This window comes from Paracoccus sp. MA, from assembly GCF_020990385.1.
Classification (GTDB): domain Bacteria; phylum Pseudomonadota; class Alphaproteobacteria; order Rhodobacterales; family Rhodobacteraceae; genus Paracoccus.
Map to the genome: position 1 here is coordinate 2,093,622 of NZ_CP087598.1, position 25,786 is coordinate 2,119,407.

At 71.5% G+C, this 25,786-nt stretch carries 23 protein-coding genes; 16 read left to right on the top strand and 7 right to left on the bottom strand.

What is annotated here, in order from left to right:
• Positions 1-4 precede the first annotated feature (4 nt).
• Positions 5-898 carry a methionyl-tRNA formyltransferase gene (fmt, locus tag LOS78_RS17460; protein WP_028713405.1) on the top strand — a complete coding sequence of 298 codons (894 nt, stop codon included), beginning with the start codon at positions 5-7 and terminating at the stop codon, positions 896-898.
• 153 nt (positions 899-1,051) lie between these two features.
• Complete coding sequence (locus LOS78_RS17465) at positions 1,052-1,600, top strand: HdeD family acid-resistance protein (RefSeq protein ID WP_230377623.1); 549 nt, start codon at positions 1,052-1,054, stop codon at positions 1,598-1,600.
• A 40-nt stretch (positions 1,601-1,640) separates the two neighbouring features.
• Here the strand turns inward: LOS78_RS17465 and hrpB are convergent, their stop codons facing one another.
• Entirely contained in the window at positions 1,641-4,049 is a 2,409-nt protein-coding gene (hrpB, locus tag LOS78_RS17470) for an ATP-dependent helicase HrpB (protein ID WP_230377624.1), read from the bottom strand.
• 97 nt (positions 4,050-4,146) lie between these two features.
• Here hrpB and LOS78_RS17475 point away from each other — a divergent pair, with 97 nt between their 5' ends.
• From LOS78_RS17475 to LOS78_RS17500, 6 genes are all read left to right on the top strand, one after another.
• The gene (locus LOS78_RS17475; protein ID WP_028713402.1) at positions 4,147-5,514 is read left to right on the top strand and encodes a YcjX family protein; all 1,368 of its coding nucleotides are present in this window, start codon (positions 4,147-4,149) and stop codon (positions 5,512-5,514) included.
• A 9-nt stretch (positions 5,515-5,523) separates the two neighbouring features.
• Entirely contained in the window at positions 5,524-6,702 is a 1,179-nt protein-coding gene (locus LOS78_RS17480) for a YcjF family protein (RefSeq protein ID WP_230377625.1), read from the top strand.
• A gap of 138 nt (positions 6,703-6,840) precedes the next feature.
• Complete coding sequence (gene pbpC, locus LOS78_RS17485; RefSeq protein ID WP_230377626.1) at positions 6,841-8,892, top strand: penicillin-binding protein 1C; 2,052 nt, start codon at positions 6,841-6,843, stop codon at positions 8,890-8,892.
• A 66-nt stretch (positions 8,893-8,958) separates the two neighbouring features.
• Positions 8,959-9,390 carry an alternative ribosome rescue aminoacyl-tRNA hydrolase ArfB gene (gene arfB / locus LOS78_RS17490; protein ID WP_028713399.1) on the top strand — a complete coding sequence of 144 codons (432 nt, stop codon included), beginning with the start codon at positions 8,959-8,961 and terminating at the stop codon, positions 9,388-9,390.
• Complete coding sequence (locus tag LOS78_RS17495) at positions 9,387-9,857, top strand: NUDIX hydrolase (protein WP_230377627.1); 471 nt, start codon at positions 9,387-9,389, stop codon at positions 9,855-9,857. The genes arfB and LOS78_RS17495 overlap by 4 nt, the downstream gene beginning before the upstream one ends.
• Positions 9,854-11,278: an inorganic phosphate transporter gene (locus tag LOS78_RS17500; RefSeq protein WP_230377628.1), complete on the top strand. Its 1,425-nt coding sequence runs from the start codon at positions 9,854-9,856 to the stop codon at positions 11,276-11,278. Before LOS78_RS17495 ends, LOS78_RS17500 begins: the two co-directional genes overlap by 4 nt.
• Before the next feature lie 155 nt (positions 11,279-11,433).
• On the opposite strand, the gene LOS78_RS17505 is transcribed toward LOS78_RS17500, so the two are convergent.
• Entirely contained in the window at positions 11,434-13,095 is a 1,662-nt protein-coding gene (locus LOS78_RS17505) for a thiamine pyrophosphate-binding protein (RefSeq protein ID WP_230377629.1), read from the bottom strand.
• An 88-nt stretch (positions 13,096-13,183) separates the two neighbouring features.
• Here LOS78_RS17505 and LOS78_RS17510 point away from each other — a divergent pair, with 88 nt between their 5' ends.
• The 4 genes from LOS78_RS17510 to LOS78_RS17525 all read left to right on the top strand — a co-directional run bounded on the left by LOS78_RS17510 (position 13,184) and on the right by LOS78_RS17525 (position 16,282).
• On the top strand, positions 13,184-13,654 hold the full coding sequence (locus tag LOS78_RS17510) for a low molecular weight protein-tyrosine-phosphatase (protein WP_230377630.1): 471 nt from the start codon (positions 13,184-13,186) through the stop codon (positions 13,652-13,654).
• A gap of 47 nt (positions 13,655-13,701) precedes the next feature.
• Complete coding sequence (smpB, locus tag LOS78_RS17515; RefSeq protein ID WP_028713394.1) at positions 13,702-14,172, top strand: SsrA-binding protein SmpB; 471 nt, start codon at positions 13,702-13,704, stop codon at positions 14,170-14,172.
• Positions 14,173-14,237: 65 nt separating this feature from the next.
• Positions 14,238-15,098 carry a 3-mercaptopyruvate sulfurtransferase gene (gene sseA / locus LOS78_RS17520; RefSeq protein WP_028716235.1) on the top strand — a complete coding sequence of 287 codons (861 nt, stop codon included), beginning with the start codon at positions 14,238-14,240 and terminating at the stop codon, positions 15,096-15,098.
• Positions 15,098-16,282 carry an amino acid aminotransferase gene (locus LOS78_RS17525; RefSeq protein WP_230377631.1) on the top strand — a complete coding sequence of 395 codons (1,185 nt, stop codon included), beginning with the start codon at positions 15,098-15,100 and terminating at the stop codon, positions 16,280-16,282. Before sseA ends, LOS78_RS17525 begins: the two co-directional genes overlap by 1 nt.
• 158 nt (positions 16,283-16,440) lie before the next feature.
• Here the strand turns inward: LOS78_RS17525 and LOS78_RS17530 are convergent, their stop codons facing one another.
• From LOS78_RS17530 to ubiA, 3 genes are all read right to left on the bottom strand, one after another.
• Positions 16,441-16,773 (bottom strand): hypothetical protein, encoded by a 333-nt coding sequence (locus tag LOS78_RS17530; protein ID WP_028713391.1) that lies wholly within the window; start codon positions 16,771-16,773, stop codon positions 16,441-16,443.
• 28 nt (positions 16,774-16,801) lie between these two features.
• Complete coding sequence (locus LOS78_RS17535) at positions 16,802-19,084, bottom strand: OmpA family protein (RefSeq protein WP_230377632.1); 2,283 nt, start codon at positions 19,082-19,084, stop codon at positions 16,802-16,804.
• 62 nt (positions 19,085-19,146) lie between these two features.
• Positions 19,147-20,118, bottom strand: a complete 972-nt coding sequence (ubiA, locus tag LOS78_RS17540) for a 4-hydroxybenzoate octaprenyltransferase (protein WP_230377633.1) — start codon at positions 20,116-20,118, stop codon at positions 19,147-19,149.
• Between the two features lie 16 nt (positions 20,119-20,134).
• Here ubiA and LOS78_RS17545 point away from each other — a divergent pair, with 16 nt between their 5' ends.
• Together LOS78_RS17545 and LOS78_RS17550 are read left to right on the top strand one after the other, a co-directional pair.
• Positions 20,135-20,854, top strand: coding sequence for a 16S rRNA (uracil(1498)-N(3))-methyltransferase (locus LOS78_RS17545; protein WP_230377634.1), 720 nt, complete (start codon positions 20,135-20,137; stop codon positions 20,852-20,854).
• Between the two features lie 238 nt (positions 20,855-21,092).
• Positions 21,093-21,287 (top strand): DUF1127 domain-containing protein, encoded by a 195-nt coding sequence (locus LOS78_RS17550; protein WP_028713387.1) that lies wholly within the window; start codon positions 21,093-21,095, stop codon positions 21,285-21,287.
• Between the two features lie 130 nt (positions 21,288-21,417).
• Here LOS78_RS17550 and LOS78_RS17555 read toward each other — a convergent pair whose 3' ends face one another.
• Both LOS78_RS17555 and msrA read right to left on the bottom strand, forming a co-directional pair.
• Positions 21,418-22,287 (bottom strand): 50S ribosomal protein L11 methyltransferase, encoded by an 870-nt coding sequence (locus LOS78_RS17555; protein ID WP_230377635.1) that lies wholly within the window; start codon positions 22,285-22,287, stop codon positions 21,418-21,420.
• On the bottom strand, positions 22,288-22,872 hold the full coding sequence (gene msrA, locus LOS78_RS17560) for a peptide-methionine (S)-S-oxide reductase MsrA (RefSeq protein ID WP_084637843.1): 585 nt from the start codon (positions 22,870-22,872) through the stop codon (positions 22,288-22,290).
• Positions 22,873-23,011: 139 nt separating this feature from the next.
• Between msrA and LOS78_RS17565 the strand changes: the two genes are divergently transcribed.
• Both LOS78_RS17565 and LOS78_RS17570 read left to right on the top strand, forming a co-directional pair.
• The gene (locus tag LOS78_RS17565; RefSeq protein ID WP_230377636.1) at positions 23,012-23,995 is read left to right on the top strand and encodes a P1 family peptidase; all 984 of its coding nucleotides are present in this window, start codon (positions 23,012-23,014) and stop codon (positions 23,993-23,995) included.
• Between the two features lie 279 nt (positions 23,996-24,274).
• A complete protein-coding gene (locus LOS78_RS17570) occupies positions 24,275-25,747 on the top strand; it encodes an NAD-dependent succinate-semialdehyde dehydrogenase (protein ID WP_230377637.1) in 1,473 nt (490 codons plus the stop codon).
• Positions 25,748-25,786: the final 39 nt, after the last annotated feature.

The following is a 25,786-nucleotide window of genomic DNA, read 5'->3' on the forward strand; positions in this document are numbered from 1 at the left end:
AGAGATGCGCGTCGTCTTCATGGGCACACCCGATTTCTCGGTCCCGGCGCTGCGGGCCATCGCCGCGCGGCACCAGGTCGTCGCGGTCTATTCCCAGCCGCCCCGCGCGGCGGGGCGCGGACAGAAGCCCCGCCCCTCGCCCGTGCATCGCGCCGCCGAGGAACTGGGCCTGCCGGTCCGCACGCCCGAGCGGCTGAAAGCGCCGCAGGACCAGGCGGATTTCGCCGCGCTCGCCGCCGATGTGGCGGTGGTGGTGGCCTACGGGCTGATCCTGCCGCCGCCGGTGCTGGAGGCGCCGCGGCTGGGCTGCCTGAACATCCACGCCTCGCTTCTGCCGCGCTGGCGGGGGGCGGCGCCGATCCATCGGGCGATCATGGCCGGCGACGCGGAAACCGGCGTCGCCATCATGCAGATGGAGGCGGGGCTGGATACCGGCCCGGTGCTGGCCGAGGCGCGCACGGCCATCGGCCCCGGGGACACCACCGCCGACCTGCACGACCGGCTGGCCGAGATGGGCGCCGCGCTGATCGTCGAGACGCTGCACCGCCTGCCCTTGCCCGCCCGGCCGCAGCCGGCCGAAGGCGTGACCTATGCGCAAAAGATCGACAAGGCCGAGGCGCGGATCGACTGGACCCGGCCGGCGGCGCAGGTGGACCGGCAGATCCGCGGCCTCTCGCCCTTTCCCGGCGCCTGGTGCCTGATCGGGGGCGAGCGGGTGAAACTGCTGCGTTCGCGCCTTGCCGCCGGTTCTGGCGCGCCGGGCCGCGTGCTGTCGGGCTTCACCATCGCCTGCGGCGAGGGCGCCATCGAGGTGCTGGAGGCGCAGCGCGAAGGCAAGCGCCCGATGCCGGCGGCCGAGATCCTGCGCGGCATGAGCCTGCCCGAGCGGCTGGACTGACGGCATTGTAGCAAATCCGCCACAACTTTCGGTTGTTGAGCCCCGCGCGGGCCGTTCCGCGCAACCCCATGTTAACCTTTCCCTGTCAGGCCGGGTGCGAGGCTTTTCGATCCGGCGATCCCGAAATGGGCCTGAAAAAGGGGGACGACTATCATGGAAAACCTGATCCGGGTGATGGCCGCTCACTGGTGGGTGCCGCTGCTGCGCGGCATCGCGGCGATCCTGTTCGGCCTGATGGCGCTGATCTGGCCGGGGCTGACCGTCTATGCACTGCTGCTGGTCTTTGGCGCCTATGCGATCTTCGACGGGGCGATGGCGATCGTCACGGCCTTCCGGCGCAAGGCAGCGGATGACCGCTGGTGGGCCTGGGCGCTGGACGGCGTCCTGTCGATCCTCATCGGCCTGATGGCGCTGTTCTGGCCCGAGGCGACGGCGCTGGCCTTCATCCTCTGGATGGCCGCCTGGGGCGTGGTCGCCGGCGTCTTCCGCATCATCGCCGCCATCCGGCTGCGGGACGAGATCGAGGGCGAATGGGCGCTGGGGCTCAGCGGCTTGCTGCTGGTCGTCTGGGGCGTGCTGATGGCGCTGGTGCCGGCCGCAGGGCTCTTGGGCATCGCCTGGCTGATCGGCCTCTTCGCGCTGCTGATCGGCGTGGCGATGATCGTGCTGGCCTTCCGGTTGAGGGGGTTGCGGACGGCCTAGGTTGCGCGGTTGCCGGAGTATTTGGGAAACGGTGAAATGGTCAGGTGCCGCGCGGCTTGGCGCGGGTGGTCGGGTCGGCCTCAGCCGGGTTTTCCGGCCAGGGATGGCGCGGATAGCGGCCGCGCATGTCCTTCCTGACATCGGCGTAGCCCCCGGCCCAGAAGCCGGGCAGGTCTGTGGTCACAGCGACGGGCTTGCCGCCGGGCGACAGCATGGTGATGCGCAGGGGCCGGTTGCCGACCACCGGATGGCGCGACAGGCCGAACAGTTCCTGCAGCTTCAGCTCGACCGAGGGTGTCTCGTGGTCGTAGTCGATGGGCACCCTGCGGCCCAGCGGCGTGACGAAATGCGCCGGCGCCGCCTGATCCAGCCGGCGCTGGCCGTCCCAGCCGATGCGCGCCTTCAGCGCCTCGGCCAGCTCCAGCCCGCGCAGGTCGGCCAGAGTCCGGGCCTTGCCGAGCCAGGGCAGCAGCCAGTCGGGATCGGCCAGCAGGCTGTCGTCATCGACCGGGCCCAGTTCCGGGATCAGCGCGATCCGCGCCCGCAGCCGCGCGGCGCCGGGGCTCCAGGTCAGCCCGTTGGCCCGCAGCCCCTCGAAGGCGGCGCGGGCCAGCGCCTGCGGGTCGGGATCGTCCAGCGCCCGGTCGGCCAGAACCAGCGCCCCGAGGCGTTCCTGCCGCCGCGCGATGACGCGGTTGTCGCGGCGGGACCATTCCACCAGCTCGGCGGTCTCGATGCGGTCGGGGAACAGGGCGCGGATCTCGTCCTCACGCACCGCCACCGCCATGCGGATGCGGGCCTCGCGCGTATCGCCATCGAGGTCGGTGGCCACGATCAGCCGCTCGGCGGCCAGCGCGTCGCCCTCGGGCAGGATGGCGCCCTTGCCGCCCGACAGCACATAACGCGGCTGCCCGCCCTTGCGGCGCAGGCCGATGCGGTCGGGATAGGCCAGCGCCGCCATGGCGCCGGGCGAGAGGCCCGCGCCCTCGCCCGCCATGCGGCGCAGGCGCTTCGCCTCGTCGCGGATGCGGTGCAGCATGCCGGGATTGACCGGCCAGGGGTGGCGGTCCTGATAGGCGCGCAGGTCGCGGATCGCCGCCAGCCGCAGGGCCAGGTCGGCGGGGGCACCGGTCAGCGGGTCGCGCTCGGCCATCAGCGCGGCGAGGTCGGCGGCCTCGCGCCCGGCCGTGACCAGCATATGCGCCAGCCGCGGATGCAGCGGCAGCGGCGCCAGACGCCGGCCATGCGGGGTGATGCGATTGCTGCCGTCCAGCGCGCCGAGGTCGCGCAGAAGCGCCCGCGCCTCGGAGAGCGCCGCTTCGGGCGGCGGGGTCAGGAAGGCGAGGTCGCGCCCGTCCGAGCCCCAGATCGCCAGTTCCAGCGCCAGCCCGGCCAGGTCGGCCACGGCGATCTCGGGCGGGGCGAAGGCGGGCAGCGCACCTTCCTCGGCCCGCGCCCACATGCGATAGCAGATGCCCGGCGCGACGCGGCCGGCACGGCCCCGGCGCTGCTCGGCCTCGGCGCGGCTGACGCGCTCGGTCACCAGCCGCGACATGCCCGAGCCGGGATCGAAGCGCGCCCGCCGGGCCCGGCCGGCATCGACCACCACCTTCACGTCGGGAATGGTCAGCGAGGTTTCCGCGATCGCGGTCGCCAGCACGATCCGCCGCCGCCCGCCCGGGGGTTGCAGGGCGGCGCGCTGCGCCTTGAAATCCATGGCGCCGTAAAGCGGCAGCACCTCGGCATCGACGTCCAGCATGGCCTGGACGCGGCGGATCTCGCCCTCGCCCGGCAGGAAGGCCAGGATGGTGCCGCCGGTGTCGCGCGTCGCCGCCTCGGCCTGGGCAATCAGCCGCGCCGCCTCGGGGACCAGCCGGGCGCCCGCAGGCAAGGGGCGGTCCAGCCAGCGCGTCTCGACCGGAAAGGCCCGGCCTTCCGAGCGGATGACCGGCGCGCCCTCCATCAGCGCCGCGACCGGCTCGGCATCCAGCGTCGCCGACATCACCAGCAGCGCCAGGTCGGGCCGCAGCGCCTGCCGCGCCTCCCATGTCAGGGCCAAGCCCAAGTCGGCGTTCAGGCTGCGCTCGTGGAATTCGTCGAAGATCACGCAGCCGACACCCGAAAGCTCGGGGTCGGACTGGATCATCCGGGTCAGGATGCCCTCGGTCACCACCTCGATGCGGGCGCCCGGCACCGCCTCGCCGCGGATGCGATAGCCGACGGTGCGGCCCAGCGGCTCGCCCAGCGTCTCGGCCTTGCGCTCGGCCGCGGCGCGGGCGGCGAGGCGGCGCGGCTCCAGCATGACGATACGGCCGGGGATGGCGGGCAGCAGCGCCAAGGGCACGCGGGTGGTCTTGCCCGCCCCCGGCGGCGCCATCAGCACGGCGCGGCCATGCGCGGCCAGCGCGGCGGTCAGGTCGGGCAATACGGCGTCGATGGGCAGATCCATGCCGCCTTATGGCAAAGCGCCGTCGGGGCGAAAAGAGGTGCCCCTACACATCCGCCGCCGGCCTGCCTATCTTGACCCGGCCAAAGCGAGGGACGGAATGGGTATCGCCGACGATCTGATGCAGGGCCTGGGCATCTCGGACCCGGTGATCCGGCTGGGGGTGACGGGGCTGTCGCGGGCCGGCAAGACCGTGTTCATCACCTCTCTGGTGGCGAATCTGCTGGACCGCGGCCGCATGGCGGCGCTGCGGGCCGCGGCCGACGGTTCGCTGAAGGCGGCGTGGTTGCAGCCGCAGCCCGACGACACCGTGCCGCGCTTCGATTACGAGCGGCATCTGGCGGCGATGACCGGCCCCGACCCGCATTGGCCCGAGGGCACCCGCCATGTCAGCCAGCTGCGCCTGTCGCTGCGCATCCAGCCGCGCGGGCTGATCGCCGGCTGGCGCGGCCAGCAGGTGCTGCATCTGGACATCGTGGACTATCCGGGCGAGTGGCTCTTGGACCTGCGGCTGATGGAGAAGGATTTCGACCAATGGTCGCAGGAGGTGCTGGACCGTATGGCCGGCCGTCCGGGGGCCGAGGATTTCCGCGCCGCGCTGGCCGCCACCGACCCGGCCCGCTTTGACGAGACGGCGGCGCAGGCGCTGGCCGCGTCCTATACGAGGCACCTGCACCTGGCGCGCGAGGCGGGCTGGTCGGACTGCACGCCCGGCCGTTTCCTGATGCCGGGGGAGTTGGACGGCTCGCCGGCGCTGACCTTCACGCCGCTGCCGCACGAGATGCGGGCGACGCCTCTGGGTCGTGAGTTCGCGCGCCGTTTCGGCGCCTACAAGGCGCGGGTGGTGAAGCCGTTCTTCCGCGACCATTTCGCCCGCATCGACCGGCAGGTGGTGCTGATGGACGTGCTGGGCGCCATCCATGCCGGGCCGCAGGCGGTCGAGGACATGCGCCGCGCCATGGCCGACATCCTGACCGCCTTCCGCCCCGGCCGCGCCGGCTGGCTGGCGCAGCTGCTGGGCTCGCGCCGGGTGGGGCGGATCCTGTTCGCCGCGACCAAGGCCGATCACCTGCACCACATCCAGCATCCGCGCCTGACCGCGATCACCGCCGCCATGCTGCGCGAGGCCCGCGACCGCGCCGATTTCTCGGGCGCGCGGACCGAGGCCATGTCCATCGCCTCGCTGCGCACCACCACCGAAGAGATGATCCGAGAGGCAGGCGAGGAGCTGCCCGCGGTGCGCGGCACGCTGATGGACGGGCGGCAGGCGGCCTTCTATCCGGGTGAGTTGCCCGCCAATCCGGCCGAGCTCTTGGTGCCGGCAAGCCAGGGCGCGACCCGCTGGCTGGAGGGCGATTACGCGATCATGGATTTCGCCCCGGCCCCCGGCACGCTGCGGCCGGGCGACGGGCCGCCGCATATCCGGCTGGACCGCGCGGCCGAGTTCCTGATCGGCGACAGGCTATAGGAGAGCGCCATGGCTGAACCTCCGAAACGGCGCGGGCCGGTGCTGAAGGAGATGGGCGAGGCGCAGGGCGAACAGGCCGCGGCCGCCAGCCCCGCGCAGGCGACGGGCGCCGCCCCGAGTCCTGGTGCCGGACCGGAGCGGCCCGGTCCCCTGGCCGTGGCTCCGACCCGCCCCGACCAGCGCGACCGCAAGGCGCCGCGGGCCGAGTGGCGCGAGGGCGAACCCGCGCCCTCGCCCGCCGATGCGCCGATGATCGACGACGGGCTGGCGCCGCCCTTGCCGCAGCCGCGCACCATGCAGCTGGTGGCGCGGCTGGTCGGGCGCGGGCCGTCGCGGCTGACGCGCTTCTTCATCAATACCGGGGTGGCGCTGTTCACCTTTCTGCTGTCCGTGGCGGCGCTGCGCTACCTGACCGGCCTGTTGAACAGCTATCCGCTGCTGGGCTGGATCGGCATCGCGCTGATGGTGCTGTTCTGCCTCGCGGCGCTGGGGATGGCGTTTCGCGAATACCGCGCCTGGTCGCGCTTTGCCGCCATCGACGGCATCAACCGCGAGGCGGGGGCGGCGCTGGCCTCGGGCGACCTGAAGGCCGCGCAGCATGTGGTGGCGCGGATGGAGGGCCTGTATCGCGCCCGGCCGGAGCTGGAATGGGGCCTGACCCGGCTGCGCGAGCGCAAGCCCGACGCCTATGATGCCGAAACGCTGATCGCCCTGGCCGAGACCGAGTTGCTGGCGGCCCTGGACCTTGAGGCCCGGCGCGAGATCGAGGCCGCCGCCCGCACCGTCGCCGCCGCCACCGCGCTGATCCCGCTGGCGCTGGCCGACGTGATCGCGGCGCTGGCGGCGAACCTGCGCATGATCCGCCGCATGGCCGAGATCTATGGCGGCCGCGCCGGCGCCGTCGGCGGCTGGCGGCTGGCGCGCACGGTGATGACGCATCTGATCGCCACCGGCGCCGTCGCCGCCGGCGACGACCTGATCCATACCGTGGCCGGCGGCGGCCTGCTCGCCAAGGTCTCGAAACGCTTCGGCGAGGGGGTGGTGAACGGCGCCCTGACCGCCCGCGTCGGCATCGCGGCGATGGAGGTCTGCCGGCCGCTGCCCTTCCTGCACCAGCCCCGGCCCCGGGTCGGCAATCTGATCGCGCGGGGCCTGAAGGGGCTCTTCGGCGAGGAGGAGGCGAAGTAGCCGCGGGTTGCGCCGCCGCGTGAGTATTTGGGAAACGGTGAAAGGCGGCGACATCCGGGCAGCGGCACGGTCGCATGAACATTTGGAGAGCGAAGAAGGCGAGTTCTTTCCCGGCCGCGTCTGGCGTATTGATGGGGCATGAGATCGCGCCGCTTCGCCCTGTCGCTGATGGCTGCCGTCCTGGTCCTGGGCATCGGGGCCGGGGCGCGGGATCGCTTCGACGCCTGGGTCGATGCCACCGCCCTGCCCCGGCTGGAGGTGGCGGTCGGGGTCGAGGTCGCGGCGCGGGACGGCACGCTGCTGCGGGCGTTCCAGGTCGCGGACGGGCGCTGGCGGCTGGATGCGGGGCCGGTCGATCCGCTGTTTCTCGACATGCTGATGATCTGGGAGGATCGGCGGTTCCAGCGCCATGCCGGGATCGATGCGCGGGCGCTCTTGCGCGCCGGCTGGCAGGCGGCGCGGCATGGGCGGGTGGTCTCGGGCGGCTCGACCCTGACCATGCAGGTGGCGCGGCTGATCGAGGAGGGGCCGACCGGGCAATGGGCCGGCAAGGCGCGGCAGATGCGGCTGGCGCTGGCGCTGGAGCGGCGGTTGGAGAAACGCGGGATCCTGGAGCTTTACCTGCGCCTTGCCCCCTATGGCGCCAATGTCGAAGGGGTCCGCGCCGCCAGCCTGCAATGGTTCGGCAAGGAGCCGCGGCGGCTCTCCCCCGCGCAGGCGGCGCTGCTGGTGGCGCTGCCGCAATCGCCCGAGACCCGGCGGCCGGACCGTTTCCCGCTGGCCGCCAAGACGGCGCGGGACCGGGTTCTGGGGCGGGCGGCGCGGGCCGGGCTGATCTCCGATGCCGACGCGCGGGCGGCGATGGAGGAGCCGGTGCCGCGGATGCGCCGCGCCTTTCCGGCGCTGGCGCCGCTGCTGGCGGCGCGGCTGGTGCGGGAAAATCCCGGCGCGGCGCGGATCGAGACCACCATCGACGCGCGCCTGCAGCGCCGGGCCGAGGAGCTGGCCTCGCGCGCCGTGCGCAGCGCCGGGCGGCGGCTCTCGGCGGCCGTGGTGCTGGCCGATCACCGGACGGGCGAGATCCTGGCCGAGGTCGGCGCGGCGGACTGGACGGATGGCGCCTCGGCCGGTTTCGTGGACATGGCGAGGGCCTGGCGCTCTCCGGGCTCGACGCTGAAGCCCTTCGTCTATGGCCTCGCCTTCGACGACGGGCTGGCGCATCCCGAGACGCTGATCGAGGACCGGCCCACCGCCTTCGGCCGCTGGCAGCCGCAGAATTTCGACCATCATTTCCGCGGCACCGTCAGCCTGAGGAACGCGCTGATCTGGTCGCTGAACATCCCGGTGGTGAAGCTGGCCGAGGCGGTGGGGCCGAACCGCATCGCCCAGGCGCTGCGCCGGGGCGGGGTCGATCTGCGCCTGCCGGGCGAGGCCCCGGGGCTGGCCATCGTGCTGGGCGGCGCCGGCGTCACGCTGGAGGGGCTGGCCGAGGGCTATGCCGCGCTGGCCCGGGGCGGGCGGGCCGTCACGCTTTCGGCCCTGCCGGGCGGGGGCGAAGAGCGGGCCGCACCGATGTTCGGCCCGGTCGCGGCCTGGCAGGTCGGCCATATCCTGAGCCAGAACCCCGCCCCGCATGGCGCGCGGTTGCGGCCGATGGCCTATAAGACCGGCACCTCCTACGGGCATCGCGACGCGCTGGCGGTGGGATTCGACGGCGCGCGGGTCGGCGCGGTCTGGCTGGGCCGGCCGGACGGCACGCCGGTGCCCGGCGCCTTCGGCGGCGAGCTGGCGGCGCCGGTGCTGTTCGACCTGTTCGACGCCCTGCCCGCGGTGGCGCTGCCGCCGCCTCCGCCGCAGACGCTGACCCTGCCGAACAGCGCCCTGCCCCTGCCCCTGCGCCGCTTTGCCCCGCCGGGCGCGGCCAGCGCCATGGCGGCCCGCCCCGCCAGCCCCGATGCGCTGCGCCTGACCTATCCGCCGGACGGGGCCGAGATCGAGGCGCAGGGGCCGCTGACCGCCAAGGCGCGGGGCGGGCGCGGGCCCTGGACCTTCCTTCTGAACGGCGCGCCCGCCGCCATCGCCCAGCCGCAACCCATGGCCAGCCTGCCGCATCCCGGCCCGGGCTTTGCCGAATTGACGGTGGTGGATGCGGATGGCGCCTCGGCGACTGCGGCAATACGGCTTCACTGACGCAATTTGCGCGTTTCGTGATTCGCTTGACCTTTTCTTAACCGGGATTTGCGACATATTCGCATCATGCTGCGCATCAACGACCAGATCACCATCCAGGAATGGGAGCTGTCCGAACAGTTCACCCGCTCGCAGGGGCCGGGCGGGCAGAACGTGAACAAGGTCGAGACCGCCGTGGAGCTGCGCTTCGAGGCCGAGCGTTCGCCGCACCTGGCTCCGCCGGTCAAGGCGCGGCTGAAGCGGCTGGCCGGGCGGCGCTGGACCCAGGACGGCGCGGTGCTGATCCGGGCCGAGGAAACCCGCAGCCAGGCCCGCAACCGCGAGCTGGCGCGCGAGCGGCTGGCCGAGCTGATCCGCCAGGCGCTGGTCGCGCCGCGCAAGCGCATCCCGACCCGTCCGACGCTGGGCAGCCAGCGCCGCCGGCTGGCCGCCAAGACCCAGCGCGGCGAGGTCAAGGCGGCGCGGGGCCGCATCCGCGACGCGGAGGATCCGGCATGATCGTCGAGTTCCGCGAAAGGCTGGCGCGGCTGATCGGCCGGCGCCCGCCCGACATGCAGGTCGCGGCGCTGTGCCTGAACGAGGCGACCGGCGACGTGCTGCTGGTGACCAGCCGCGGCACCGGGCGCTGGATCGTGCCCAAGGGCTGGCCCATGCCCGGCCGCAGCCTGGCCGATGCCGCCCGGCAGGAGGCATGGGAGGAAGCCGGCGTCCGCGGCCGCGTCGGCGAGGCCGAGATCGGCCGCTATCACTATGACAAGGATCAGGATCGCGGCTTCGCCATCCCGGTCGAGGTGCGGGTCTTTCCGCTTTACGTCGACGGGCTGGAACGGGATTTCCCCGAGGCGCATGAGCGCAAGCGCCGCTGGTTCACGCCCGAGGATGCCGCCCGCATGGTGGCCGAGACCGGGCTGAAGCAGCTGCTGCGCGGCCTGCCCGCGGCCAAGCGCCGGTCCCCCCCGGAATGAGGCGCGAACCCCGCGAATACCGCACGCTCGACAAGGACCTGAGCCGCGTCACCAATACCGAGCGGGCGGTGCTGCATTCGGCGCGGCCCCTGCTGCGGCTGGGGCTGGCGCTGATCTTCATCGCCGCCGCCAGCTATGTCGGCACCGGCTTCTTCGCCGGCCAGCCGGCGATCGGCATCCTGGCGGCCGGCATGGCCGTCGCTGCCTATCTGGCGCTGTCGATCGGCGGCAACGACGTGGCGAACGCGCTGGGGCCGGCGGTAGGGGCGGGCGCCATCGGCATGACCGCCGGCCTGCTCTCGGTCGCGGCGATGGAGGTGCTGGGCGCGGTCATCGCCGGCAGCGCCGTCACCGCCACCCTGACCGAGGGTCTGGTCGGCAGCACGCTGGGCGCGGGCGAGGCGACGGCGCGGATGATGCTGGCGGCGCTGCTGGCGGCGGGCAGCTGGATCAGCCTGGCCACCTGGCTTGGCGCGCCGGTCAGCACCACCCATTCCGTGGTCGGCGCCATCGCCGGGGCGGGCATGGCGAGCTTTGGCCTGGGGGCGGTGAACTGGCCGGCCATGGCGATGATCGCCTTCGGCTGGATCGTGTCGCCGCTGGTCTCGGGCCTGGCGGCGGCGGGGCTGATGGCGCTGCTGCGCGGCCTGGTCCTGGACCGCGCGGACCGCGTCGCCGCCGCCCGCATCTGGATGCCGGTGATCGTCGGGCTGGCCTCGGCCATGCTGGCCGGCGTGGTCGAGCTGGCCTGGCAGGGTTCGGGGCTGGCGGCGAACGCGGTGCTGGTGCTGGCCTGCGGCACGCTGGGCTGGGTCTATACGCGGCGGCGCATCGACCGGCTGTCGCGGGGCGGAGGCGGCGGACGGCTGGCGATGAAGCAGCTTCTGGCGGTGCCGCTGGTCGCCGCGGCGCTGGTGATGGGCTTTGCCCATGGCGCGAACGACACCTCGAACGTGGCGGCGCCGCTCACCATCATCCTCGACAGCATGTCGGCGGGCGGGGACAACGCCTTGCGCGGGCGGCTGGTGCTGCTGCTGGGCGGGCTTGGCATCGCGCTGGGGGTGCTGCTGTTCGGGCGGCGGCTGGTGCATATGGTCGGCAGCCGCATCACCCGGCTGAACGCCTCGCGCGCGCTTTGCGTGTCGCTGGCGACGGCGGCGACGGTGCTGGGGGCCTCGCTGCTCGGCCTGCCGGTCTCGACCACCCATGTCGCGGTGGGCGGCGTCTTCGGGATCGGCTTCTATCGCGAATGGCGCGACCGGCGACTGGCGGCCGGCCATGCCCCCCTGCCGGCCGAGGAACGCCGGCGGCGGCATCTGGTGCGCCGCTCCTACATGCGGATGATCCTCGGGGCCTGGCTGATCACGGTGCCGGTAGCCGCGACGCTGGCCGCCGCGCTGGTCTGGATCGGCGGGTTCTAGGGCCGGCCCTTCCCGGGGAAAGCGCCGTTCCCCCGAGCATCGTCCGGGCCGAAGGGCGCCCCGAAGGACCAGCCCCGCCTGCGCGCAGCCGATCCGGGCCGCGACCTGCCCGCCGCCCCTCGGCCCCCGGCCGGCTTGGCCGCCCGCTTTCCCCGTCAGGCCCGGCGCAGCGCCGCTTCGCCCGCCGCGCGGGTCTCGGAGAGCGTGGCGCCGGCGCTCAGCGCCTCGGGGTCGAGCATCAGCTCCAGCACCGCCAGCGTTCCGGCGGCCTGCGCGCGGGCGAAGGCATCGGCGAAATCCTCCTGCCGCTCGACCCGCTCGCCGTGGCCGCCATAGGCGCGGGCCAGTGCCGCGAAATCGGGATTGGCCAGCGCCGTGCCCGAGACGCGGCCGGGATAGCTGCGTTCCTGATGCATGCGGATCGTGCCGTAATGGCCGTTATTCGCCACGATGACGATGACGGCCGCGCCATGCTGGGCGGCGGTGGAAAGCTCGTTCACCGTCATCTGCAGGCAGCCGTCCCCGGCCATACAGACCACGATGCGATCGGGGTGCTGCAGCTTGGCGGCGATGGCGGCGGGCAGACCGTAGCCCATCGAGCCGGAGGTCGGCGCCAGCTGCGTGCCCCAGCGGCGGAAGCGGTAATAGCGATGGATGAAGGCCGCATAGTTCCCGGCGCCGTTGGCGATGATCGCGTCGGGCGGCAGATGGTCGGACAGCCAGCGCATCACTGCCTCCATCCGCACCGCGCCGGGGGTGGGCCGGGGCTGCTGCCAGGCCTCGTAACCCGCGCGCAGCCCGGCGGTCCAATCGTCCCAGCGCCGTGGTGCGGGCAGCGCCGCCAGCGCCGCCACCACCGCACGCGGATCGGCCACCAGCCCCGGATCGGGCCGCCAGAGATGCCCCAGTTCGTCCGGCGAGGGATGGACGTGGATCACCCGCGCATGCGGGCGCACCGGGTCCATCAGCTCATAGCCGCGGGTCAGCGTGTCGCCCAGCCGCGCGCCCAGCGACAGCAGGCAATCCGCCTGCGACAGCGCCTGCCCCAGCGCCGGGTTCATGCCGACGCTCAGGTCGCCGACATAGTTCGGATGCGCATTGTCCATATGCCCCTGGCGGCGGAAGGGCACCGCGACCGGCAGGCCCCAGCCTTCGGCGAAGCGCGCCAGGTCGTCGGCGGCGGCCTGCGACCACAGCGTGCCGCCCGGCACCACCAGCAGCCGCTCGGCCCCGGCCAGCGCCTGCGCGATGGCGGCGACGGATTCGCCGGCGACGGCGGAAAGCGGCGGCACGGCAGGGGCCGGGTCCGGCACCTCGGCCCGGGCGGAAAGCATGTCCTCGGGCAGCGCCAGCACCACGGGACCGGGCCGGCCCGACATGGCAAGGTGGAAGGCGCGCGAGACATATTCCGGGATGCGCTCGGTCTGGTCGATCTCGGCCACCCATTTCGCCAAGGGGCCGAACATGGCGCGGTAATCGACCTCCTGAAACGCCTCGCGGTCGCGGTCGGCGCGGGCGATCTGGCCGACGAACAGGATCATCGGCGTCGAATCCTGCCGCGCCACATGCACCCCGGCACTGGCATTGGTCGCGCCCGGGCCGCGGGTGACGAACGCCACGCCCGGCCGCCCGGTCAGCTTGCCCTGCGCCTCGGCCATCATCGCGGCGCCGCCCTCGTGCCGGCAGACGACATTCTGGATGCCCGAGGCGTAAAGCCCGTCGAGCACCGCCAAAAAGCTTTCACCGGGGACCGAGAACACCCGCCCGACCGCGTTCGCCTTCAGCGCATCGACCAGAATCTGCCCGCCATGCCGCATTGCCGCCGCCTCCCTGCTTTTCCTTCCGGGCAGTCTGGGCCAGCTTGCGCGGAACTGGCAAGATGGCGCCGGTCAATCGAGGTCGAACATGCCGCCGCCATCGGTCCTTTTCGTCTGCCTGGGCAATATCTGCCGCTCGCCGCTGGCCGAGGCCGCATTGCGCGCCGCCGCCAAGCGTGCGGGCGCGGGGCTGCTGATCGATTCGGCCGGGACCGGCGACTGGCATCTGGGCCATGCCCCGGACCGCCGTGCGCAGGCGGTGGCGGCGCGGGCCGGCATCGACATCTCGACCCTGCGCGCCCGGCAGGTCGCGGCCGAGGATTTCCGCCGCTTCGACCATATCGTCGCCATGGACCGGCAAAACCTCGCGGACCTGCGCCGCATTGCGCCGCTGGACGGGCGGGCGCGGCTGTCGCTGCTGCTGGACCATGTGCCGGGCCGCGCGGGGCAATCGGTCGCCGACCCCTATTTCGGCGAGGCGGCGGGTTTCGAAACCACCTGGCACGACGTGACCGCCGGGACGCAGGCACTGCTGCGGCTGCTCCTCGGGCCGGATTGAGGCCCGGGCTTTACAGGCGCGGCGCCCGGCCCTATCTCTGCCCGATCATGGCCACGAAATCCGACCCGAACTACAAGATCATCGCCGAGAACCGCCGGGCACGCTTCGACTACTTCATCGAAAGCGATCTCGAGGTCGGCATCGTGCTGACCGGCTCCGAGGTGAAAAGCCTGCGCACCGGCCAGTCGAACATCGCCGAAAGCTATGCCTCGGTCGAGGATGGCGAGCTGTGGCTGATCAATTCCTATATCGCCGCCTACAAGCAGGCCGGCGTCTTCGGGCATGAGGAACGGCGCCGCCGCAAGCTGCTGGTCTCGCGCAAGGAACTGGCCCGCCTCTGGCAGGCGGTCGGGCGCGAAGGCATGACGCTGGTGCCGCTGGTGATGTATTTCAACGACCGCGGCATGGTGAAGCTGAAGATCGGCGTCGCCAAGGGCAAGAAGGTCGCCGACAAGCGCGAAACCGCCGCCAAGCGCGACTGGAACCGGCAGAAACAGCGTTTGCTGAAGCAGGGTTAAGCCTTGCCGCCCCGCGCGGCTGCGGTTACATCGGTGTCGTTTCTGCGCGCGCGGGGGGAAGGCCGATGTCCACCGATTCCGACGATCCGAAAGTGCTGGTCTCGACCGGCTGGCTTGCGGCCCATCTGAACGATCCCGACCTGCGCATCATCGACGCCAGCTGGTTCCTGGAACCGGGCCGCGACGCCCGGGCGGAATACATGGCCGCGCATATCCCCGGCGCCCGCTTCTTCGACATCGACGAGATCGCCGACAAGCGCAGCGAGCTGCCGCACATGGCGCCGCAGCCCGAGATGTTCATCAGCCGCATGCGCGCCATGGGCATCGGCGACGGCCACCAGGTCGTGATCTACGACAATTCGCCGGTGCGCCCGGCGGCGCGGGTCTGGTGGACATTCCGGCTGATGGGCAAGCAGGACGTGGCGGTGCTGGACGGCGGTTTCGGCAAATGGCTGGCCGAGGGGCGCGAGACCGAGGACATGCCGCCGATCCTGCGCGACCGTCACATCACCGTGCAGCGCCAGGCGGCGCTGGTGCGCGACGTGACCCAGGTCGCCGCCGCCAGCAAGCTGGGCGATCACGAGATCGTCGATGCCCGCTCGCCCGAACGCTTCCGCGGCGAGGCGCCCGAGCCGCGCCCCGGCCTGCGCTCGGGCCATATCCCCGGCTCGAAAAGCCTGCCCTTCGGCAAGCTCTACAACCCGGACGGCACGCTGAAGGCGCCCGACGCGCTGCGCGCCGAGTTCGAGGCCGCCGGGGTGGACCTGTCGAAACCCGTCATCACCACCTGCGGCTCGGGGGTGACGGCGGCCTCGCTGTTCCTGGCGCTCGAACGCATCGGGCACCGGGACCATTCGCTTTATGACGGAAGCTGGGCCGAATGGGGCAGCTTCCCCGACCTTAAAATCGCAACCGGAGACGCGTGATGCTGGGCAATCTGAAACCGCAGGCCCCCGACAAGATCCTGGCCCTGATGGGCGAATTCAAGGCCGATCCCCGCCAGGGCAAGATCGACCTGGGCGTCGGGGTCTACAAGGATGCCAGCGGCCACACCCCGATCATGCGCGCCGTCCACGCCGCCGAACAGCGGATGCTGGAGACCGAGACCACCAAGACCTATGCCGGCCTGTCGGGCGAGCCCGATTTCCAGAAGGCCATGGCCGAGCTGATCCTCGGCGACCTCCACAAGCCCGAGACCACGGCGGCGCTGGCCACGGTCGGCGGCACCGGCGCCATCCGGCAGGCGCTGGAACTGGCGCGGATGGCGAATCCCGACCTGCGGGTTTTCGTCTCCGACCCGACCTGGCCCAACCATGTCTCGATCATGAATTTCATGGGCCTGCCGGTGCAGACCTACCGCTATTTCGACGCCGAGTCCCGCGGCGTCGATTTCGAGGGCATGAAGGCCGACATCTCGGCGGCGAAAAAAGGCGATGTGGTGCTGCTGCACGGCTGCTGCCACAACCCGACCGGCGCCAACCTGACGCTGGAGCAATGGGCCGAGGTCGCCGGGATCCTGGAAAGGACCGGCGCGCTGCCGCTGATCGACCTGGCCTATCAGGGTTTCGGCGACGGGCTGGAAGAGGATGCAGCCGGCACCCGGCTGATCGCCTCGCGCATCCCCGAGGTGCTGATCGCCGCCTCCTGCTCCAAGAACTTCGGCATCTACCGCGAACGCACCGGCTGCCTCTTGGCGCTTTGCGCCGATGCGGCGACCCGCGACCTGGCGCAGGGCGCCATGGCCTTCCTGAACCGGCAGACCTATTCCTTCCCGCCCTTCCACGGCGCCAAGATCGTCTCGACCGTGCTCAACACGCCGGAGCTCCGCGCCGACTGGATGGCCGAGCTGGAGGCGGTGCGCGGCGGCATGCTCAAGCTGCGCGAGCAGCTGGCGGGCGAGCTGCGCGACCTTTCCGGTTCGGACCGCTTCGGCTTCGTGGCCCGGCATCGCGGCATGTTCTCGCGCCTCGGCGCCACGCCCGAGCAGGTCAAGCGCATCAAGGAGGAATTCGGCATCTACATGGTGGGCGATTCGCGCATCAACATCGCCGGGCTCAACCAGGACACCATCCCGATCCTGGCCCGCGCCATCATCGAGGCTGGGGTCTGACCCGACCGCCGGCCCCGACCCGCTGAACCCGCGACCGCCGGCCCGCCCGGCGGTTCGCCATGTCCGACCCCGCGCCGAAAGCCCCGGCTTTCTCTGTTTTCCAAATACCCTGGGGTCCGGGGCAAAGCCCCGGTCCGGCGGTGCCGCCGGGCGGCCGCTCAGCCCTTCCGGCCCAGCTTGCGGTCGATATAGTCCCGCAATTCCTCGATCTCGGTCAGGCTTTCGCGCAGCTGCCCCTGCGCCGCCCGCAGCTCCGCCTCGGCAGTCGAGAGCCGGGCGACCAGATCGGCCTCGCGCGTTTCCAGCTCGTCCACGGCGCGGTCGCGCGCCTCCTCGGCCTCGTGCAGCTGCTGGGCCATGTTCTCCAGCTCGCCCATCTCGGCGCGGGTGACGCGGGACAGGCGGTGGATCAGCCAGCTTGCGAACCAGCCCAGCATGAAGGCGGCGAACAGGATGATCGCGGTGGCGAGGATGAATTCGGTGCGGTTCATGCAGAGGCTTCGGGCAAGAGGTTGCGGATCAGGGCTCGGAAGGCGCTTCCGGGCGCGGCAGCGGGCGGTTGACATGCAGCGCATCGCGCACCGGCATGGTCGCGGCCTCGACCGCGGCGCCCTGCAGCGCCTGCAGCGCCGGGCGGGTGGCGGCCTCGATGGGCTCGACCGCCTCGCCGGGCGGCGGCAGCAGGCCGGCGGCCGGCAGGGTGGCGGCCCGCAGCGCCGGCAGTTCCGGCAGCGCGGCCTCTTGCGCCGGCCGGCTGGCGACGCGCGCGGGATCGATGCCCGACAGCAGCAGCCGCAGCGGTTCGGTCGCGGCGAACAGCGCCGCCTCGGGATCGGTCGGCACGCCAAGCGCCGGACCGATGGCGGCGGTCGCGGCATGGCGCGCGGCAGCCGCGGCCCGGGCCGCCACCGCCTCGGGGCTGTCGGTCACCCCCTTGACCAGCGCGGCCGGTTCGAGCGCCTCGGTCACCACCGGATCGTCGGCCAGCAGGGTGAATTCGATGCGCCGGTTGGCCTCGCGCCCGGCCTCGGTGTCGTTCTCGGCAATGGGCTGGCTTTCGCCATAGCCCTTGGCGGTCAGGTTGGCCGTGTCGATGCCCGCCTCGGTCATCGCCGCCAGCACCGCCTGCGCGCGCGAGCGCGACAGTTCGGCGTTGAACGCCTCCGAGCCCTGCGAATCGGTATGGCCGCCGATCTCGATGCGGAATTCCGCGCAAGGCTGCATGGTCTCGGCCAGCCGCGCCAGGGTCGGGCCGGGATCGCCGGCGATCACCGACTTGTTCGGCTCGAAGCCGATCTCGGATTCCTGCATCGCGGCGTTCAGCCGGTCCACGCATTCGACGCCCGAAGGCAGGCCCAGAAGCGGGTCCATGCGCCGGTCATAGCGGATCGCCAGCTCGTAGCGCGCCCCGGCCCCCAGCCGCTGCGCCAGCCGCGCCGCCACCCCGTCCGAGGCGGTCTGGTTGCCCGAAACGCCGCTGATCCGCACCAGATCGCGGCTCACCGTGGCATTGCCGCGCTCCAGCCCGTCCAGCGCCTCAAGTGCGGCGATGGCGCGCAGGGTCCAGCCCTCGGGCACCGAGGCGTCGGTCCGCAGGGCGCTGTCGACCTGCCCGAACCGCGCCCGGGCCAGGCTTTCCACCGCGTCGCGCATGCGCTCGTCGGTGATGCGGCCGCGCAGGCTGACGCCGCCCGGATCGACCACGGCCGAGAACTCGGCCGGCCCCGCCTCGGCCTCGCCGGGCTTTTCGTGCCGGGCACTCAGCGTGAAGGCCGGGGGCAGCGCCGCCTCCAGGCGGCCGACCGCCTCGTCGAAGCGCGCGGCCTCGACCTCGGCGGGGGCGAACAGCGCCACGTCGGTGTCCGAAAGCGTGACCGAACCGGCCCCCAGCGCCTCGATGGCGCGGATCGCGGGCACGGCGGCATCGGCCCAACGCGGCGAGGGCGCGCCAAGGCCCAGCGTGCATTGCGGCTCGCCCGGCACGCCGGCCTCGCGCCCCGCCTCCAGGATACGGTCGCGCGCAGTTTCGGTATCGGCAGCGCAGGCGTCGAAGCGGGTGCCGGTCGCATCCTTGACGAAGCGCAGGGTGAAGGGCGCGATCAGCGGGCGCGGCGCGGTGACATCGGCCACGAGCGTCACCGCCGCGGGCTTGGCGCGGTTCAGCGCCGCCTCAAGCTCGCGCTTTTCGCGCGGGCTGTCGGTGAGGGCGCGGATCGAGACCTCGCCCGCCGCGATCGAGACCTTGGCCCGTTTGGCCAGCTGCGCGGCCTTGAGGCCGAAGGCAAAGGCGTCCTCCCAACCCTCGGGGACAGGGTAATCGGCGCTCTCCATCAGGTCCGAGACCTCGGCCGCGCCGGTCTGGCGCTTCAGCCGCTCGACCAGCGACGGGCGGTCCAGACCGGCGGGCACCAGGCCGATGATGGAAATGCCCTCGTCATTGCGCAGAAGCTCGATCTCGAAGGCGGGGGTGGCGCGCTCGGCGCTGGCCGCGACCTGCATCTTGTCGACCACCCGCCCCGCATCGACCACCGTCGCGGCCCGGGCGCGGGCGCGGAACCGCTGAACCTCGTCGGGCGCGATCCCCTCGAGCTGGACCTGCAGCCCGTCGGTCCTGACCTGCAGCCAGTCGTAATCGGCCAGCGCCGCGCGCAGATCCTGGGCCGTGCTGGTCTCGATGAAATCGGCGGCCGCGCGGGCGCCCAGAAAGGACAGGCCGCCGGCCGCGACAAGGGCGATCAGGCTGGCTGCGACAAGGGAACCCCGGCGCGCGGTGCGCCTTGCGGTTCGCTGGGGATTGGCCATCAGGGGGACCTTCGGGCTGTTTCCGACCCGCCGCATGTAATGCCTGCGCCGGATTTCCGCAATCAGAACAGACCGGCCAAGGCAAGAAACAGCGCAACCACCAGCCCGGCATCGCGGTTGCTGCGAAACAGCCGCAGGCAGCCGGCGCTGTCCGTCATGTCGAAGCGCCAGAGCTGCCAGGCCAGATGCGCGGCAAAACCGGCGACGCCCAGCAGACCCAGCGTCAGGCCCAGCCCCTCGGGCGCCGCGGCCATCACCGCCAGCCCCAGCAGCAGCACCGAGCCGGTGCCGAAGCCCGCCAGCCAGCGCGGCGTGTCGCGGCCGAACAGCCGCGCGGTCGACTTGACGCCGATCAGCGCGTCGTCTTCGGCATCCTGATGGGCATAGATGGTGTCGTAGAAGATCGTCCAGGCGATGCCCGACAGGTAAGCCAGCACCGGCGCCGGGGCCAGGTTGCCAGTATGCGCCGCCCAGGCCAGCAGCGCGCCCCAGTTGAAGGCCAGGCCCAGAAAGACCTGCGGCCACCAGGTGAACCGCTTGGCGAAGGGATAGATCGCGACCAGCGCCAGCGAGGCCACGCCCAGCGCGATGGCCGCGCCGCCCAGCGTCAGCAGGATGGCGAAGCCGGCCAGCGACTGCGCCACCAGCCAGACCAGCGCGCCCCGGACCGTCACCTGCCCCGAGGGGATGGGACGCGAGCGGGTGCGCGCCACCTTGTCGTCGATGTCGCGGTCGGTGATGTCGTTCCAGGTGCAGCCGGCGCCGCGCATCAGCACCGCGCCCACGCCGCAGGCCACCGCGATCCACAGGTCGCGCCATTCCGGCCGGTCGGCGATCATCGCCAGCCCGATGCCCCACCAGCAGGGCAGCAGCAGAAGCCAGGTGCCGATCGGCCGGTCGGCGCGGGACAGGCGCAGCCACGGCCTCCAGCCGGGCGGCGCGTAGCGGTCCACCCAGTTGTCGGGCGGCGCGTCGGCAACGGTGCTGTGGTCCTCTGGCCTCGGCCCCTCTGGCGTCTGACGGTCGGTCTGCATTAGGCTGCGCCCCATCATGGCGAAAATCAGACTGTTCATAGATCACCCGCTGGCCGAGGGACAAGGCATCGAGCTGAATCCCGACCAGGCGCATTACCTGTCCTCGGTCATGCGGCAGGCCCCGGGGGACGAGATCCTGGTCTTCAACGGGCGGGACGGCGAATGGCTGGCGCGGATCGGGCGCATCGCCAAGCGGGGCGGCGCGCTGGAGGCGCTGCGCCGGACCGCGCCTCAGCTGGACCCGCCCGACCTGTGGCTGGTCTTTGCCCCGATCAAGAAGGCGCGCACCGATTTCATCGTGGAAAAGGCGGCCGAGATGGGCGCCGCCCGCATCCTGCCGGTGCAGACCGACCACACCAATTCCGAACGCATCCGCCAGGACCGCCTGCAGGCCCATGCCGTCGAGGCCGCCGAGCAATGCGGCGGCACCTTCGTCCCCGAGGTCGGCGAACTGGTGCCGCTGTCGCGGCTGCTGGACGGCTGGGACGCCGGGCGGCGCATCCTCTGGGCCGACGAGGCGCTGGCGGGACCGGCGCAGGTGCTGTCCGCCCTGCCGCGCGGTCCCTGGGCGATTCTGATCGGCCCCGAGGGCGGCTGGTCCGAATCGGAACGCAAGCGGCTTTCGGCCATGGATTGCGTCACGCGCATCGCGCTTGGGCCGCGAATCCTGCGCGCCGACACGGCTGCCGTGGCGTCACTGGCGCTGTGGCAGGCGGCGCTGGGTGACTGGCGTTGAGCGAACCGGGCTGAATCGCGCAATCTTTCCGCAGCAAACCACCCCGCGGCAGGAGAATATTGCGCCGCAGCGTCGGTTAGGAGGTCTTGCCGCAAAAAGTTAAGTATTCCGGCGCCTTATGCACGCGCTGCATGGCAGAGATGCCGCTTTGTCCGTGGTTTTCGCAAATTGCCCGGCCTATATGCTGATGCATCAACGAAGCGCCCGATGAGCGGGCAATGATCTCAAGGTGAAAACTATGTCGGCGATTGACACGAACCGCATCCATGGCGGGGCGGGCTCTCTCGGTATTGGCTCGAAATTCTGGGCGGCCCTGTCGGCTTGGAACGATGCGCGCATCACGAAAAACGCGCTGAGCCGTCTTTCGGATCGCGAGCTGGACGATATCGGTCTGTGCCGCGGCGATATCGAACGGATTGCGCGCGCCCGCTAAGCAGCGGTTGAAGACGCGAAAACGGCTGCGCGGAAACCCCGGGGCAGACCTTTTCCCGGCCCGGAGGGGCAAGACGACCAGGCGGCCCGCAAGGCCGCCTTCAGTATTTTCTGCGGGGCGCTTGCCCCGATCAGCCGCGCCTGACGACCAGGGTGGACCATTCGCCGAAGTCGTCGCGCCGCTCCAGCACCAACCCGCCCGCGGCATAGGCCGCGATCACCTCGTCCGCCTGGGTGGCGAGGATGCCCGACAGGATCGCCCTGCCGCCCGGCGCGACATGGCGCGCCATGTCCGGCACCAGGTCGATCAGCGGCTGCTTCAGGATATTGGCGAAGACCAGGTCGAAGGGCGCCGCGCTCTCGATCAGCGGATGGTCGAATCCCACCGCCTCGACGCATTCGACGCGGCCGTCCAGCCCGTTGGCGATGACATTGGCGCGTGCCACGTCCACCGCCTGCGGATCGATGTCGCCGGCCAGCACGATCACCGGGAAGGACCGCGTCGCCGCCATGGCCAGCACCGCGGTGCCGCAGCCGATATCGACGATGCGCTGCGGCTCGACGCCCTCGGCGATCATCCGGTCCAGCGCCAGCAGGCAGCCCTTGGTCGTGGCGTGATGGCCGGTGCCGAAGGCCATGGCCGCCTCGATCAGCAGCGCCTCGGCGCCCTCGGGCACCTTGTCGGCGTCATGGCCGCCATGGACGAAGAAGCGTCCGGCCTCGACCGGCGAAAGCTCGCGCCGGACATGGGCCACCCAATCCACCTCGGGCAGTTCCGAGACCGCGAAGGGCTCGGCGTCCCAGGCCGCGGCCAGCAGCGCCAGCCCCACCTCGTCGGGGGCCTCGGTAAAGTAAAGCCCCACCTCCCAGCGGTTCGAGCCGTCCTCGATCTCGAAGACGCCGGTGCCTACGGGTTCGGGGGTCAGCTCCTCGCCCGCCTCGGCAAGCGCCTCGGCCGCCTCGCGGCCGATGGTGTGGGTCAGCGCGGTCCAGGTCGGCATTCAATATCCCTCGGCTGTATCGGTCAGGGGGGCTTTGACACCCGTGCCGCGCAAGCCGCAATAGCCATCGGGATAACGGTCGAGATATTGCTGGTGATCGTCCTCGGCCCGCCAGAAGGGCCCGGCGGGAATGATCTGCGTGGTGATGTCGGGATAGCCCTGCACCGCCAGCCGGTTGCCGTAATCGGCCTTGCTGAGTTCCGCCGCCGCCTTCTGGCTGTCGTTGAACACCATGATGAGCGAGCGGTATTGCGAACCCACGTCATTGCCCTGTCGGTTGCCCTGGGTCGGGTCGTGGTTTTCCCAGAAGATCTGCAACAGCCGCTCATAGCTGACGCGCGAGCTGTCATAGACCACGCGCACCACCTCGGCATGGCCGGTGCCGCCGGCGCAGACCTGCTTGTAGCTGGGATTTTCGGCGGTGCCGCCGGCAAAGCCGACCTCGGTCAGCCAGACGCCCTCCTGCTGCCAGAACAGCCGCTCGACGCCCCAGTAACAACCCATGCCGAAGATCGCCTGATCGTAGCCTTTCGGTATTTCGGCATCCAGCGGGCGGCCGAAGATCCTGTGAATGGGGGCATTCATGGTTGCGTCCTTTCGCATGTCCTGCCGCCTTAGGTAGGCGCGGCGTCGCCGTCCTGCAACGCCGGAATGCGGCCCCGGGTTGCGGGCGGCGGGGGGCGTCGTGCAGACTGCGGGCCGATCCCGCTTGCATGAGGCCCCGATGCGTCCCGGACCGCGAAACCTGATCACCGATGTTTCCGGCCTGCGGGTCGGCAATGCCCGCGACGACAGGCTGCGCTCGGGCACGACGGTGCTGCTGGGCGAGGCGGCCTTCGCCTGCGGCGTCAATGTCATGGGCGGCGCCCCCGGCACGCGCGAGACCGAGCTGCTGGCCCCCGACAAGCTGGTCGGCGGGGTCGATGCGCTGGTGCTGTCGGGCGGCTCGGCCTTCGGGCTTGCCGCCTGCGACGGCGTCTCGGAGGGGTTGCGCGCCATGGGCAGGGGCTTTCAGGTGGGCCCGGTGCGCGTGCCCATCGTGCCCGGCGCCATCGTCTTCGACCTGCTGAACGGCGGCGACAAGGATTGGCCCACGAACCCCTATCCCGCGCTTGGGCGCAGGGCGCTGGAGGCTGCCGGGGTCGATTTCGCGCTTGGCAGCGAGGGCGGCGGCACCGGGGCGATGACGCATCGCTGGAAGGGCGGGCTCGGCTCGGCCTCGGCGGTGCTGGAGGACGGCATCACCCTGGGCGCGCTGGTGGTGGTGAACGCGCTGGGATCGGTGACGGCGGGCGCATCCCGGCAGTTCTGGGCCGCGCCCTGGGAGCTCGGCGCGGAATTCGGCGGGCTCGGCCTGTCCGGCCCCTACCCCGCCGCGCATGAGCCGGACCCCACGAAACGGCTGGGCGAGGCGACGACCATCGCCATCATCGCCACCGACGCGGCGCTGGACAAGGCCGGGCTGACGCGGCTGGCCACCGCGGCGCAGGACGGCATGGCCCGCGCCATCGTGCCCAGCCATACGCCTTTCGACGGCGATCTGGTCTTTGCCGTCTCGACCGGCGCCAAGCCCCTGCCCGATCCGGCGCTGACGCCCTTCCGGCTGGGCCATGCCGCCGCCTGCACGCTGGCCCGCGCCATCGCGCGCGGCATCCATGCGGCCCGGCCGCGCCCGGGCGATCTGCAGCCCTGCTGGAGCCGAGGATAAAGGGGGCTCTGCCCCCGCGGCTCGTCCGCCCCTGGACGGGGCGGGCGAGCCGCTCCCCCGGGATATTTGGACAAGAAAGAAAAAGGGACGGCGCGAGAGAGAAGCGCCGTCCCCAGTCACACACGCCAAGAGGGAAAACCTGACGATGAGGGTGCAACGCCGGAAAACCCGATCAGGTTCATCACAATTCCTCGAGCCGCGGGACGCGGAAGCTGCGGCTTGCGTTGCCCCGGCAAAAGCGCAAGCCTGCAAGGCGACCGGATTGGAAGGAGCCCCGCCATGAACAAGCCCGCGACCGACCTGAAGATGCTGCTGAAAGACCCCTCGCTGCTGGAGACCCGCGCCTATGTCGCCGGCGAATGGGTGGACGCCGATGACGGCAAGACCTTCCCGGTGGTGAACCCGGCCCGCGGCGACGTGATCGCCGAGGTCGCCGACCTGTCCCGGACCGAGGTCGCCCGCGCCATCTCGGCCGCGGCCGAGGCGATGAAGGGCTGGGCCGCCCGCACAGCCAAGGAGCGCGCCCAGATCATGCGCAAATGGTTCGACCTGATGATGGAGAACCAGGACGACCTGGGCCGCATCCTGACTGCCGAACAGGGCAAGCCCCTGCCCGAGGCTAAGGGCGAAATCGCCTATGGCGCCAGCTTCATCGAATGGTTCGGCGAGGAGGCCAAGCGCATCTATGGCGAGACCATTCCCGGCCACCAGCCCGACAAGCGCCTGACGGTGATCCGCCAGCCGATCGGCGTGGTCGGCTCGATCACGCCCTGGAACTTCCCGAACGCGATGATCACCCGCAAATGCGGTCCGGCCATCGCCGCGGGCTGCGGCTTCGTCGGCCGCCCCGCTGCCGAGACGCCGCTTTCGGCGCTGGCGCTGGCGGTGCTGGCCGAACGCGCGGGCGTGCCCAAGGGGCTGTTCAGCATCGTGACCTCGTCGCGGTCCTCGGATATCGGCAAGGAGTTCTGCGAGAACCCGCTGATCCGCAAGCTGACCTTCACCGGCTCGACCGAGGTCGGCCGCATCCTGCTGCGCCAGGCCGCCGACCAGGTGCTGAAATGCTCGATGGAGCTGGGTGGCAATGCGCCCTTCATCGTCTTCGACGATGCCGATCTGGACGCCGCGGTCGAGGGCGCCATGGCCTCGAAATTCCGCAACAACGGCCAGACCTGCGTCTGCGCCAACCGCATCTATGTGCAGGCCGGGGTCTATGACGAATTCGCCAGGCGGCTGGCGGCGGCGGTGGACAAGCTGCGCGTCGGCGACGGGCTGGAGGAAGGCGTGACCACCGGCCCGCTGATCAACCGGGACGCGGTCGAAAAGGTCCAGGAACATATCCAGGACGCGGTGGAGGGCGGCGCCACCGTCGTCACCGGCGGCAAGCCGCGCGACGGGCTGTTCTTCGACCCGACGGTCGTGACCGGCATCACCGACAGGATGAAGGTGGCGACCGAGGAGACCTTCGGCCCGCTGGCGCCGCTTTTCAAGTTCGAGACCGAGGAAGAGGCCGTCGAGCGCGCCAATGCGACGATCTTCGGCCTCGCCTCGTATTTCTATGCCCGCGACATCGGCCGGATCACCCGCGTGCAGGAGGCGCTGGAATACGGCATCGTCGGCGTGAACACCGGCATCATCTCGACCGAGGTGGCGCCCTTCGGCGGCGTCAAGCAATCCGGCCTCGGCCGCGAGGGCTCGCGCCACGGCATCGAGGACTACCTTGAGATGAAATACATCTGCCTGTCGATCTGACCGGCCAGAAAGAAACCCCGGAGCCAGGCTCCGGGTTTT